The sequence below is a fragment of the Psychrobacter sp. ASPA161_9 genome, from assembly GCF_051970275.1.
GTDB lineage: Bacteria > Pseudomonadota > Gammaproteobacteria > Pseudomonadales > Moraxellaceae > Psychrobacter.
Map to the genome: position 1 here is coordinate 172,021 of NZ_JBEFNI010000003.1, position 14,165 is coordinate 186,185.

General features: G+C 41.0%; 8 protein-coding genes. All 8 read right to left on the reverse strand.

Going from position 1 to position 14,165, the window contains the following annotated elements:
• Positions 1 to 124: 124 nt before the first annotated feature.
• The 8 genes from ACTQ9S_RS05320 to ACTQ9S_RS05355 all read right to left on the reverse strand — a co-directional run bounded on the left by ACTQ9S_RS05320 (position 125) and on the right by ACTQ9S_RS05355 (position 14,139).
• The gene (locus ACTQ9S_RS05320) at positions 125 to 1,783 is read right to left on the reverse strand and encodes a BCCT family transporter (RefSeq protein ID WP_068034956.1); all 1,659 of its coding nucleotides are present in this window, start codon (positions 1,781 to 1,783) and stop codon (positions 125 to 127) included.
• A 248-nt stretch (positions 1,784 to 2,031) separates the two neighbouring features.
• A complete protein-coding gene (locus ACTQ9S_RS05325) occupies positions 2,032 to 3,660 on the reverse strand; it encodes a BCCT family transporter (RefSeq protein WP_068034955.1) in 1,629 nt (542 codons plus the stop codon).
• A gap of 354 nt (positions 3,661 to 4,014) precedes the next feature.
• Positions 4,015 to 5,664 carry a BCCT family transporter gene (locus ACTQ9S_RS05330; protein WP_068326640.1) on the reverse strand — a complete coding sequence of 550 codons (1,650 nt, stop codon included), beginning with the start codon at positions 5,662 to 5,664 and terminating at the stop codon, positions 4,015 to 4,017.
• Positions 5,665 to 5,976: 312 nt separating this feature from the next.
• The gene (locus ACTQ9S_RS05335) at positions 5,977 to 7,215 is read right to left on the reverse strand and encodes a PQQ-dependent sugar dehydrogenase (protein ID WP_440454211.1); all 1,239 of its coding nucleotides are present in this window, start codon (positions 7,213 to 7,215) and stop codon (positions 5,977 to 5,979) included.
• Between the two features lie 165 nt (positions 7,216 to 7,380).
• Positions 7,381 to 9,978 carry an ATP-dependent chaperone ClpB gene (gene clpB / locus ACTQ9S_RS05340; protein WP_068326636.1) on the reverse strand — a complete coding sequence of 866 codons (2,598 nt, stop codon included), beginning with the start codon at positions 9,976 to 9,978 and terminating at the stop codon, positions 7,381 to 7,383.
• 397 nt (positions 9,979 to 10,375) lie between these two features.
• Positions 10,376 to 12,349: an acyltransferase family protein gene (locus ACTQ9S_RS05345; RefSeq protein ID WP_351119169.1), complete on the reverse strand. Its 1,974-nt coding sequence runs from the start codon at positions 12,347 to 12,349 to the stop codon at positions 10,376 to 10,378.
• 256 nt (positions 12,350 to 12,605) lie between these two features.
• On the reverse strand, positions 12,606 to 13,187 hold the full coding sequence (locus ACTQ9S_RS05350; RefSeq protein WP_351119167.1) for a L,D-transpeptidase family protein: 582 nt from the start codon (positions 13,185 to 13,187) through the stop codon (positions 12,606 to 12,608).
• Between the two features lie 160 nt (positions 13,188 to 13,347).
• Positions 13,348 to 14,139 (reverse strand): SDR family NAD(P)-dependent oxidoreductase, encoded by a 792-nt coding sequence (locus ACTQ9S_RS05355; RefSeq protein ID WP_351119165.1) that lies wholly within the window; start codon positions 14,137 to 14,139, stop codon positions 13,348 to 13,350.
• Between the last annotated feature and the right edge of the window lie 26 nt (positions 14,140 to 14,165).

A 14,165-nucleotide genomic window follows, 5' to 3' on the forward strand; every position in this document is an offset into this window, starting at 1 on the left:
CTTTCAATAGCTCGAACCAAAAACATTTAATATCCTAATAATAAAAAACCCCAACTTGATATCAGTTGGGGTTTTTATCAATATTGCTTTTTAAAGATATTCTGTCTATTTACTTACTAGGTTTTTACTTGTTAGGTTTTACAACGATATCAGGCGGACCCTCTAACAGATCCTCATCGCGGAACTCGTTTGCTGAGTTATGCTCTGCTGACTCTTCAGTCGTAAACCATTGCTGCTGACGATAAAGGATCAAGTGATCTCGACTCAAACCCCGTAATAGAGAATACATCATTACTAGTATCACAACAGCGAAGGGAAAACCTGACACGATAGAAGCTGCCTGCAATGCCCCTAACCCGCCTGCTGCTAATAGCACTGCAGCAATGACGCCTTCAGTTCCTGCCCAGAATAGACGCTGAATCTTTGGTGGATCAGTATCGCCACCTGAGGTCAGCATATCAATAACAAAACTAGCAGAATCTGATGAGGTGACGAACCAAAGCACAATCATCAGCACAATCAGCAAGTTGAATACGGTCGTCAGTGGATAAGACTCCATCAGCTTAAAGATAGCACTACCAGTATCTGCCCTAACGGCCTCAACCAGCCCAGGACTTGCCATATTAGGATCAGCCGCAGCCATTAGCTCCATATGTACCGCTGAGCCACCAAAAGCAGTAAACCATAAGAACAAAATCGTAATAGGGATTAATAACACCCCTAACGTGAACTCACGAATGGTACGACCACGAGAGATACGGGCCACGAATACCCCAACGAATGGTGACCAGCTAATCCACCATGCCCAATAGAAAATAGTCCACGATGACTGCCAGTTTTCTTGACCTTCATAAGACTCTGTCCACGTACCTAAAGGAATCACTTGATGTAGATAATTACCAATGTTTTCTACAAAGCTATTAAAAATAAACTGCGTAGGGCCCAAAATAATCACAAAGCTCAATAGCACAATAGTCAGAAAGATATTGATATCGCTTAAGCGCTTGATACCTTTATCTAGTCCCATAAACAAGGACAATCCTGCCAGCACAGTGATAAATGCAATCAAGATAATCTGCACGGTAATATTGTTAGGGATACCGAATACACTCTCAAGACCAGAGTTAATCTGTAACACCCCAAGACCTAAGGTGGTCACCACCCCAAACATCGTACCAAATACCGCTAGCGTATCGACCGTATGACCCCAACCACCGTATATCTTTTTACCTAATATGGGATATAGCGTTGAGCGAATAGCTAGTGGCAAACCACGGCGATAGTGAAAGTAAGCCAAAGCCAAAGCGACCATGCCATACAATGCCCACACATGGAAACCATAATGCAAGAATGAGATGTTCATCGCAAGCTTAGCAGATGCGACAGTCTCTCCCTCACCAAGTGGCGGTGCCATATAGTGATAAAGCGGCTCAGCCGTTCCCCAGTACAGTAGTCCGATTCCGATACCGGCGGAGAACAGCATGCCAATCCAAGAAAGCAATTTGTATTCAGGTTTTTCTGTCTGATGACCAAGCCTGATATCGCCGTAACGACTAAATATCATATAGATACTCATCATCACGGTGGCATTAATAACCACAATAAAGAACCAGCCAAAGCGCAAAGAAACAAATTCTTTTGCTTGGCCAAATACTATTTCTGCTTGTTCATTAAAAAAAGCGCCAAAGATAATAAATAAGGTAATCAAAATTACCGAGGTTAAAAAAACCGGTTTACTTACCCGTGGAAAAGGGCCCACTCTGCCAACTTTGACATGATCCATAGAGCTTCCTAGAGACAAAATAGCGTCACAATATCAAGATATCAATCAATTATCAAATATAAAGTCGTTATGCTTAACTCTAATATAAGAAACGAACCTAAAAATTTTGGGATTATTTTTTGTTTATAAGTACTTCTTTGGAATAGCTTTTTTACATTCGTTACTTTATTAATTAGCTTAATAAGTAAAACCCCAGTCTACGAAGAGACTGGGGTTTCTTTTATCAACCATAGATTTAACGCTGTTTTTTAGTCACCTTTGGCAACTTCAGGTGGGCCTTCTAAAAACTCTTCATCAGTGAATTCATTAGCCGTATTATGCTGAACTGACTCATCAGTGATAAATCGTTGTTCTGCTCGATACAGTATCAGCTCATCACGACTAAACCCTCGCAACATAGCGTATAGCATGACGAAGACAACGATAGCGAATGGAAATCCAGCGACGATAGCTGCCGCCTGTAGAGCACCTAAGCCACCAGCCGCCAACAAGATAGCTGCAACAAGACCCTGCAGAATAGCCCAAAATAAACGCTGAATTTTAGGTGGGTTGGTTTCACCGCCAGACGTCAACATATCGATGACAAAACTGGCTGAATCTGATGAAGTCACAAACCATAGTACAATCATAATGACAATCAACATCGTAGTCGCTTTGGTAAATGGATAGAACTCCATTAACTTAAAGATAGCACTACCATAATCATTCTGTACTACTTCGATAAATCCAGGATTACCAATTAATTCCATATTTACTGCCACACCACCAAAGGTCGTGAACCAGAAAAACAGAATAATCATAGGTACAAATAAAACACCTAGCAAAAATTCACGGATAGTACGACCACGGCTAATGCGGGCGATGAATACGCCTACAAATGGTGACCAACTGACCCACCATGCCCAGTAAAATATCGTCCATGATGACTGCCAATCACCTTTGCTATAAGCCTCACTCCAAAAACCAAGCTGGACAAGATTTTGTAGATAGTTACCAGTATTTTCTACCAAACTATCCATGATGTATTGAGTAGGACCCATGATAAAGGCAAAGCCCAACAACACAAATGTCAAAATAATATTAGTATCACTTAAGCGCTTGATACCTTTATCTAAACCCATCATTAATGAGCCACACGCAAGCATAGTAATCAAAGCGATTAAGATAACTTGCATCGTTACTGTATTAGGCAGTCCAAACAACCCTTCTAATCCAGAGTTAATCTGCAACACGCCAAAACCTAACGTGGTCACCACACCAAACATCGTACCAAATACTGCCAACGTATCAACAGTATGTCCCCATTTGCCATAAATCTTCTGACCTAATATCGGATATAGGCTAGAACGAATAGCGAGAGGTAAGCCACGGCGAAAATGAAAATAGGCTAATGACAATGCAACCACAGCATAAATTGCCCAAGCGTGAATCCCATAATGTAAAAAGGAGATATTCATCGCTTGTTTGGCAGCTTCTACTGTTTCCGCTTCGCCCAATGGCGGTGACATAAAGTGATAAACAGGCTCAGCTGTACCCCAATACATAATGCCAATACCAATACCGGCTGAAAACAACATGCCAATCCAAGATGGCAAACTGTATTGCGGCGTTTCGGTCTGATGACCTAAACGGATATCACCATATTTACTAAATATTAAATACAAGCATAAAAATACGGCAACGTTCATCAGTATGACAAATAGCCAGCCAAAACGTTGGGTAATAAAAGTCTGCATGGTACTAAATAGAGTACTTGCCAGCTCTTGAAACAAAGCACCAAATATAATAAAACCTAAGATCAGTACTGCTGAAGCAATAAATACAGGTTTGTTTACTCGTGGAAAAGGCCCTAAACGGCCAATTTTGAGTTCGCTCATTATGCTTTCCAAAATCTAAGGGGTTGCTACCATAACAAGATGTTACCCAATTATCAATTTAATGGGATTTTATTGTAAAAAAAGTTTGCAATAAAAAAGGAGTTATTGATTTAAGTTATAGTTTATTTTTTGCTTAAGTAACGTATTGATTTTAAATATGAATGATTAAACAGCTACCTTCAGAGTACATATATCGTTAAGCCTTTATCATTACAAACTCGCTCTCAAAAAAAAGCCCAACTCATACAGAGTTGGGCTTTCTTATAGAACTTAATCACTAGAACTTAATCACTAGAACTTAATCACTAGAACTTAATCACTAGAACTTAATCACTAGAACTTAAACACTAAAAATTAGTCACCTTTTACAATTTTAGGTGGTCCCTTTAGCAGTTTTTCATCAATAAATTCATTGGCTGAGTTATGATCCGCAGATTCGTCAGTAATAAATTGTTGTTGAGCGCGATAAAGTATCAAACGATCTCGACCCAGACCACGTAAAAGTGCATACATCATTACAAATATCACTAAGGCAAACGGTAGCCCTGCCACAATAGCTGCTGCTTGCAGTGCACCTAAGCCACCTGCTGCTAATAATATAGCCGCAATCAGACCCTCCATCGTTGCCCAAAATAAACGCTGAATCTTTGGTGGATTGGTATCACCACCAGCCGTCAACATATCGATAACAAAGCTTGCGGAGTCTGATGAGGTCACAAACCAAAGTACAATCATAATGACGATTAACAAAGTAATAGGTTTGGTAAGTGGATAGTACTCGACCAATTTAAAGATTGCGCTACCAGTATCTGCTTGTACGGCTTCGACCAATCCTGGACTAACCAAGGCTGGATCAAGAGCTGCCAACAGCTCCATATGAATAGCAACGCCACCGAAGGCAGTAAACCAGAAGAATAAAATGGTCATTGGAATTAATAGTACACCCAATACAAACTCACGGATGGTACGACCACGGCTAATACGGGCAATAAAGACACCTACAAATGGCGCCCAACTTACCCACCATGCCCAATAGAAAATTGTCCATGACGACTGCCAATCGGTATTACTGTAAGCCTCACCCCAAAAACCTAATGGAATGACAGACATTAGATAGTTACCAATATTTTCAATGAAACTATCAAAAATAAATAGTGTTGGACCTAAAATCACTATAAAGGCTAACAGCACACCAGTAAGGCCCATATTGATATCACTTAAGCGCTTGATACCTTTATCAAGACCCAACATAAGAGATACGCAGGCTAAGGCAGTCACAAAGGCAATAATGAGAAACTGTACAGGTAAGCTGTTTGGTATGCCAAACAAACCCTCAAGGCCTGAGTTGATCTGCATAACCCCCAAACCTAGCGAGGTTACGACGCCAAACATCGTACCAAATACCGCCAAAATATCGACAGTATGTCCCCAACCGCCATAAATCCTTTGACCCAATAATGGATATAGTGTTGAGCGAATGGATAGAGGCAGACCACGGCGAAAATGAAAATAAGCTAAGGAGAGCGCTACGATGGTATAAATTGCCCAAGCATGCAATCCCCAATGTACAAATGAGATATTCATCGCTTGTTTGGCAGCTTCTACCGTTTCTGCTTCACCCATTGGTGGTGCCATGAAATGGTACAAAGGCTCCGCTGTGCCCCAGTATACCAGCCCAATACCAATACCTGCTGAGAACAGCATACCTATCCAAGAGACAAGGCTATATTGTGGTCGCTCTGTCTGTTTACCTAAACGAATGTCACCGTAGCGACTCGCTGCTAGATAGATACAAAAGACTAATGCCACGTTCATTAATATAATGAACAGCCAGCCAAACTTATCAGCAATAAAACTTTGTAAAAAACTAAAAAGTGCGGATGCAGTTTCAGTGAAAAAAGCACCAAAAATAATGAAACCAACAATTAAAACACCTGAGGTAATAAAAACAGGCTTATTAACCCTTGGGAATGGACCCAATCTTTCTACTTTTACTTCGTTCATGGGTTAAAATCTCGTAATCTAAGGAATGTAACCTTAACAAACTAATCCTTAATTATCAATTAATTACAAAATAAAACTCAATAAAAATACTACTGTTATCTCTCTGTTTAACTACTACTAAGTTTGTCTTAATGCCAATGTATCGTCAGATAAACCGCTCGCTCTAATGCAAATTGATTTAAAAAAACCAATATTTTTACTCAATATTCTTAATAGTCAAATGTTAAAAAACCTCACATTTCGTACAAATGTGAGGTTGAGATGTAGGATAATTAATCAAGTCATCTATCAATGCTGTCTAATGCAATCACCCTATTTAAGTAGCAATTTTAGCAACTTACCATTATCACCATCTTCTAGTAGCCATACTTCTCCATCTACTGCCAGCACGCTACGAATACGCTCACCCATATCATAACGGTAACGTTCATGAGCTGCGTCATTTTCATCCAAACTTACCACTATTAATGCTTTGGATGATAGACCACTGATAAGTGCACTGCTTTGCCATGCTGGAAAATCGTTTTGAGTACCAGAAGAATATATACTCATAGAAGACGGTGATATCACTGGTGTCCAAGTGATTTTAGGCGCTTCAAATTCATGACGAGTATTATGATCAGGAATATCAGTGCCTGAATAGTTACGCCCATTAGAGACGATAGGCCAACCATAATTGCTACCTTTTTTAATCAGGTTAAATTCATCACCGCCTTTTGGACCCATCTCGTGCGCCCAGAGTCTACCACTATCATCAAACGTCATACCGAGTACGTTACGATGACCTATCGTCCAAAACTGCGAGGCGATATCGTTAGCATTGCCTACAAATGGATTGTCTTTTGCTACAGAGCCATCAGCGTTTAGCCGTATTATCTTGCCCAAATTGACCGTCATATCTTGTGCAGGGTCTTTTTTCTGACGTTCACCTGAGCTGATATATAAGTACTGTCCATCAGGAGAGAATAGTAAACGATGGCTATAATGGCCTTGACCTTTAACTTTTGGCGTTTGCTGCCAAATTGGCGTAATCTCTTGCAAGCTTGGCGCATCAGTATCTAATCCTGCAAGTTTGGCTTTGATAACCTTAGCCCCAAATTGATTGCTATCTACGCCACTTCCTGCTTCAACGTAGCTAAGATATGCCATGTTGGTAGTAGCAAAGTCTGGCGCAAGAATTAAATCACCGAGTCCCCCCTGCCCACCATAAGCGACCTTGGGTACATCGTTTACTTTTGTCTTGTTCCCTGTTGCGGTATCGACAATAAACAGCTCACCTGCTTTTTGAGTCACTAGTAGTTTACGTGACTCATTATCGCTTTTAGGTAGCGCTGTCATCGCCCATGGCTCATCAAAGCTGGTTAGAGTCTTAGTCGTGAATTCAGGTTTGTCGCCATCGGCTTTTATTTCGGTAGCAGAGCTGTCGGACGCTTCTGATTGCACAGTGGCTGTGTCAGTATTCACTGTAGATGGATTAGAGCAAGCAGAGGCGCTAAATAATAGCGCTATTATGGTCAAAGGTACTTTTATAAGCTTAGTATTCGTTATCATAATATTATTCCTTTAAGTCCGCTTTCCTCTAATATAACAAGCATAACGCACGCTCTGGTACAGATTATGTTTTTGTATAGAAAAACCCCTTACCTGCTATTGCAAATAAGGGGTTGGTTTATTGCCAAACTAATATCCTAATGTAGGATCATTGAATTGACTTTATTAGCTCATTCTAAGTTTATCGAAAGTCAGCTTATCATCTAGACCAACATCGACTTTAATGATGTCACCCGCGACAAAGTCACCTGCCAGCAATTTCAATGATAGCGGGTTTTCAATCTCTTGTTGGATAGCACGCTTGAGCGGACGCGCACCGTATACAGGATCATAACCAACTGCGACCAGCTGACTCATTGCTTCATCAGATAGCGTAATGTCTAGCTCACGCTCTTGCAAGCGATGGCGCAGACGCTCTAGCTGAATATCAGCAATACCGGCCATTTGTTCTTGACCCAGCGCATGGAACACTACAATCTCATCAATACGGTTCACAAACTCAGGACGGAAATGCTCGCCAACTGAATCCATCACTGCCGCTTTGATGTCTTTGTAATCGTCGCCAACCATTTCTTGGATTTTATGTGAACCCAAGTTACTGGTCATGATGATAACGGTATTCTTAAAGTCTACTACGCGACCTTGCGAGTCAGTCAAGCGCCCATCGTCCAATACTTGCAACAAGATATTGAACACATCAGGGTGCGCTTTTTCTACCTCATCGAACAGCACGACACTATAAGGCTTGCGGCGTACCGCTTCTGTCAATGTACCACCCTCTTCGTAGCCGACATAACCAGGAGGCGCACCTACCAAGCGACTGACACTGTGCTTTTCCATGAACTCACTCATGTCGATACGCACCATCGCATCTTCACTATCAAACAAGAAGTTTGCTAATGATTTGGTCAGCTCAGTCTTACCTACACCTGTTGGCCCTAGGAATAAGAACGAGCCAGAAGGACGATTCGGGTCAGATAAGCCTGCACGACTACGGCGCACCGCATTGGCAACCGACTCAACTGCTTCATCTTGACCAATGACGCGTTCGTGGAGCTTGTCTTCCATCGCCAGCATCTTATCGCGCTCACCTTGCATCATTTTACTGACAGGAATACCGGTTGCCGCTGCGACTACTTCAGCAACCTCATTGTCAGTTACTTTATTCCGCAATAATTTGACGGATATTGGCTCGCCTGCTTGCTCCTTTTGCTCAGCCAAATCAATCTCGGCAATTTGTTTTTCAAGTTCGGGTATCACACCATATTGTAATCGAGACATTTCTGCATAATCGCCATCACGCGAGGCTTTTTCTAGCTGAATACGTGCTTTATCCAAGTTTTCTTTATGTTGTTTACTACCTTCAACTAAAGCCTTTTCAGCCTGCCAAATCTCATTGAGGTCAGCAGACTCTTTTTCAACTTCTTCAATCTGTGTATCTAGTATTTTGAGCTCTGCTTTCGCACCCGCATCTTCTTCGTTTTTCAACACTTCGCGCTGCATTTTTAACTGAATCAGACGGCTATCGAGCTTACCTAATGCCTCAGGCTTACTGTCCATCTCCATCCGCAGACGACTGGCTGCTTCGTCAATGAGATCAATCGCCTTATCCGGCAGTTTACGATCAGTAATATAGCGATGACTCATACGCGCAGCCGCAATGATAGCGCTATCTTGAATAACGACCCCATGATGCAGCTCATAACGGTCTTTGAGACCACGCAGAATAGCAATAGTATCTTCAACTGTCGGCTCATCGACCAAGACTTTTTGGAAACGACGCTCAAGCGCCGCATCCTTTTCGATATACTGACGATACTCATCCAAAGTAGTGGCACCGACGCAATGTAGCTCACCACGTGCCAGCGCAGGTTTTAACATGTTACCTGCATCCATCGCACCTTCCGATTTACCCGCCCCAACCATGGTATGCAGCTCATCAATGAATAAGATGACATTACCTTCTTGCTTGGCTAAATCACTAAGCACACTTTTGAGACGCTCTTCAAACTCGCCACGGAATTTTGCACCAGCTATCAATGCGCCTAAATCTAACGATAGCACTTCTTTGCGGCGTAGACCTTCTGGTACATCACCATTGATGATTTTTTGCGCCAGTCCTTCGACAATAGCAGTCTTACCAACACCCGGCTCACCGATGAGTACAGGGTTGTTTTTAGTACGACGTGACAGTACCTGAATGGTACGGCGAATCTCTTCATCACGGCCAATGACTGGATCAAGCTTACCGAGTTCTGCTTGCTCGGTTAAATTAATCGTATACTTATTAAGTGCATCACGCTGATCTTCAGCGTTTTGATTGTCTACCTTCTCATTACCACGTAGCTGCTCGATTACTACTTTTAACTTAGCAGCAGTCACTCCTGCACTTTCAAATATTTTTTTGGTCTCGCCTTGTTCAGCCAGTGCCAATATAACCCATTCTGTTGCAATAAAATCATCACCAGCTTTTTGCGCTTGGCGATCGGCCAAATTTAGAATTTTAACTGCGTTTGGATTTAGATTTACATCACCGGTAGGTTCAGCAATCTTAGCTTGATTGTCCAATGCCTTCGCCACGCCATTCTTTAATGCTGGAATAGATGCACCTGCTTGCTGACAGATAGACAAGTTAGACTCATCCTGTAATAAAACTGCCAGTAAATGCACCGGATCAATCCCAGTATTATCACGACCTAGTGCTAGACTTTGCGCCTCTTGAATGGCGGCCTGTAGCTTCTGCGTAAATTTTTCAAACCTCATATTCTCACCTTTTATAATTAGTATTTATCAATAGTCTTTGTAGTGGATTTATAGTGTAACCCTTTTGTTCAACTGTTATATATATGCGGTATGTTGAATTGTATTTCAACTAAAAAGTATACCGTGTCAATAATAGATAATGACTTTCTGGTATATACATAAGACAGACTGATTACAACCTCTGCAAAGATTAAACCTTACCACTAGTATTGATATTAATATTGACTATTAATTGGTATTTTTAGAATATATTTCAAGTGCAAAATCTCAAGACAAAAGACAATATTTTTAAGCAAAAAAGGAAGTAGGCTAACAGTTATACTTGTCGTATATCCATTACCCTACTTCCTAATTTTGGTGCTATCTTGATTTGCTTATATACGACTATAAACTCTATTTAACTGAGAGTGGATAATGCGCCTTTTAGCTTATCCTCAAATTTATCTTTTATAAAATGAGCATACTCTATGCTGATATGTTCAGCATCACGGTACATTATTTTTTCAGAAAAAGTAGTCAGACATTTTTCGGCGGTACAGAACATATCTGACATATCAATGCCCGTAATAATGTCTTGATACTCTAAAGTAGGATCAGTCGGTAGTAAAGCATCTGCACGATCTATGGTACAAGCATCTGCGTCTGACCCGTTTCTATTCCTATGTAGACAGTCCGGTACATCAAAGTCGAAACGTGGATTATCTCTTATACCGATAACATCGATTTTGTTATCAGCAAGCACTTTCCAGCTATCAACATATGATGGAGGAATAAATTCGCCTTTCTCTAAGTTCACTCTAGTAGAGTTTGTAATGACTGCATAAGGGTTTATATCTATAATTTTTTCAATGGCGGCTTCGTTCCATTTTTGACAAGATTCATTCGACTCTTCAAGTGCTCCTAAAGGGCATCCGGCCTTAGTCATATTGATAACTTTAAAATTATTATCTTGTCCAATGGTATCTAGCGCTGTAATCCATTGTACGGCATGAGATCCTCCTGCTAGTACAATTTCTTTATCAGAACTCAGGTCTCCAAATTCGCAAGTAGTGACCTCCTCTCCATCCATAGATTGATTACAGCCAGGAGCATAGGCAGCAGGAACTCTTTGTTTTATCGTAAGCAGCCGATCGCGATCTGGTTTGAAGGCTCGATCTTCTACGTAGATACTGTCGCCCTTAAAGGGTTCAACAGACTTACTTTCCAACGCTGTCTTTGCACTTTCGGTGGTAGATACTACTTCATGTCTAAATGCGAAAGCCGCTACCATCACCGGTAAGAAAAACAGGACTCCGATTGAGAAGTTAACAAGTACTTTTTCTCTTGGTATTTTTCTAAAAGGAGATTCTATTTTTTTACTGGTGAAGTATGCCAAAACTGTAGAGGCAATCATAATCATTAGTCCTTGTAACAGACTAACAGATTCATAACCAAAATATTCTTTATAAAATACTAAGATAGGCCAGTGCCAAAGGTAAATAGTAAAAGATATACCGCCTAAAAACACTAAGAATTTATTCGATAATAGGTTGTTTATTACGCCCTTACCGCCAACGCCCGACATGATAATAAAAACTGCACCCAGTACCGGAATTAATGATACAGGACCTGAAAAACTTGCCCCTCTAGGAATCAATATAGCTCCACCAACAATCAGAGCAATACCTACAACCCCCAATATTTGTCTATATTTTATTTTTTTAGCATTTGAGATTAAAAGAAATGCGAGTGATCCAAAGAAAAACTCCCAAATTCTTGATAGCGGATTAAAGTAACTCATCGCTGGATCATCTTTAACCAACACCGTAGCATATGCAAAAGACGCCAATATGACGAAAATTACTCCTAAAAATAAAGGCGCTGAGGTTTGTTTTTTCTTAGCGATATAAGCTAGAGGAATTAGAATTAGCGGGAAAACCACATAAAACTGCATCTGGATAGATAGCGCCCAAAACTGTTGTACAGGACTAGGCGGACTACCAGAAGATAGATAATCGACAGAAAGTCTAATCAGTTGTATGTTTTCAAGATGTAAGGCACTGGCAATTATCTCATGTAGCACAGTATATATAAGGACTGGAGATGAAATAAAGTAGCTAGCAATTAATGTAGCTGCAAGCACGATATATGCTGATGGTGCCACTCTCTTTATCACCCCTCCCCAGAAAGGAAATGGGCTAAATGTACCGTTTAAAAAATAACCCTTCAATACAATTGAAGCCATCAAAAACCCAGAAACGACGAAAAAGACATCAACCCCGCCTGATACCTTATTGAACCATATATGGAAAACCATAATAATAATGGCGCCTACCGCTCTTAATCCTTGGATGTCATTTCTATACTCATGGTGAGTATATTTATCAAACACAGTTTTCCCCTTACATTCGTATAAGCGATTATAGACAATAGCATAGAAATATTAAAAGAAAACTAGCAACATAAAACATAATTGATATACGGTCTTATTACCACGATATACGGTGTTGTTATAACCTAGTAATAATATTCAACCCACTTTTTATAGGTAAAAAGGTTCGTTCAGATTGAGGACACGCCCTAGTGCTTGAGAGTGAAAAATTATAATTAACGTTCATTATTAATGCAACAGAAAACAAAACTGCTCATCACTCTACTATTTCAATCGGAATGCCTAGCGCAACGGTATCCATAATCTCATCCATCTCATCGTTGGCGACAGCGATACAACCATCGGTCCAGTCGCGTTTTTGGTTAATCCACGCTAGATGACCAAAGCCATTCATTTGCCCATGAATCATAATATCCCCACCAGGATTCACGCCGAGCGCTTCAGCTTGAGCCTTGTCAGCGGCATTAGGATAACTGATATGGATAGAACGATAGGCGATAGAATTTTCATTCCTATAATCTAAATTATAGATGCATACTGGCGTACGCTGATCGCCTTCTTGCTGCTTATGACCTACTGGACTATCTCCTAGCGCAATACGATAGGATTTAATCACTTCGTTATTGCTGAGTAATTGTAGGGTGCGCGCAGATTTATCGACAAAGACTTTATCAATAATTACCGTATTAGGAATGGCTTTGGGGTTATGAAAGAGAGCTTGCGTATCGACCGATACTTTTTTTATATGAGCTATCGCACTTGTACTAACGACAGCAATCGCAAGTCCAATAGAAATAATTAGACAATGTTTGCTGATATTCATGGGAGAAAACGACATAGGCTTTGATCCTTATGATTGGCTATTGGAGAACTAAATCACAATGTACCAATCTGATAATGAATCTGCCTAATGTATCAAAGCGCTATGCCAAATTTTGTGAAAATTTTATGAATAAGACTTAATTGTTAAAGATATTTTGTAACTAGCTGGTAGTAAGTTAGACCATACGAATGGCGCCATCTAGGCGAATGACTTCCCCATTAAGGTAAGCATTATCAATAATGTGAGTGACCAGTTTGGCAAATTCATTTGGATTGCCCAAACGCTTAGGATAAGGAACGCCAGCCTCTAACTGCTCACGAGCTTTTTCAGGGATAGTCTCCATCATTGGAGTAGCAAACACCCCAGGTGCGATAGTCATGACGCGTATACCATGACGTGCCAGCTCACGCGCTAGTGGCAAAGTTAAACCGACCACGCCAGCTTTGGACGATGCATAGCTTGCCTGTCCTACTTGCCCATCAAAAGCAGCGATAGATGCAGTATTGATAATGACACCATTATCGACGTTCTTCTCTGCGGCGCTCTCTGTATCACTGTTATTCGCTATGCGCTTAGCAATGGAGGCCGCGACCAAACGTGCCACGTTAAAAGAGCCAATAAGGTTGATATTAACCCCGCGACTAAAGGCATCAAGGTCCGCTGGATTGTTTTCGCGATCGAGTAGCTTTTGTACGACAGCGATGCCTGCGCAGTTAATTGAACCTTGCAAACCGCCAAACTCTTTTTCGGCCTTATCAACAGCCGCTTGTACCTCTTCGCCACTGGTAACATCACAGCGTACAAAGCGAGCATTGTCACCCAGTTCATCGACCAATGCTTGTCCAGTTGACTCATTCAAATCAGCGATGACGACTTTGCCGCCTTCACTAACGATGGCACGAACGACTGACTCACCCAATCCTGATGCACCACCGGTAACCAAAAAGCTGTGTTGTTGAATTTGCATGATTATTCCTTAACCATTTAAGATTT

What these genes read in the sequence shown, in the direction of transcription:
- ACTQ9S_RS05320 (WP_068034956.1), bottom strand. Translation starts at nt 1,783, where the DNA reads ATGGATCATGTCAAAGTTGGCAGAGTGGGCCCTTTTCCACGGGTAAGT.
- ACTQ9S_RS05325 (WP_068034955.1), bottom strand. Translation starts at nt 3,660, where the DNA reads ATGAGCGAACTCAAAATTGGCCGTTTAGGGCCTTTTCCACGAGTAAAC.
- ACTQ9S_RS05330 (WP_068326640.1), bottom strand. Translation starts at nt 5,664, where the DNA reads ATGAACGAAGTAAAAGTAGAAAGATTGGGTCCATTCCCAAGGGTTAAT.
- ACTQ9S_RS05335 (WP_440454211.1), bottom strand. Translation starts at nt 7,215, where the DNA reads ATGATAACGAATACTAAGCTTATAAAAGTACCTTTGACCATAATAGCG.
- clpB (WP_068326636.1), bottom strand. Translation starts at nt 9,978, where the DNA reads ATGAGGTTTGAAAAATTTACGCAGAAGCTACAGGCCGCCATTCAAGAG.
- ACTQ9S_RS05350 (WP_351119167.1), bottom strand. Translation starts at nt 13,187, where the DNA reads ATGTCGTTTTCTCCCATGAATATCAGCAAACATTGTCTAATTATTTCT.
- ACTQ9S_RS05355 (WP_351119165.1), bottom strand. Translation starts at nt 14,139, where the DNA reads ATGCAAATTCAACAACACAGCTTTTTGGTTACCGGTGGTGCATCAGGA.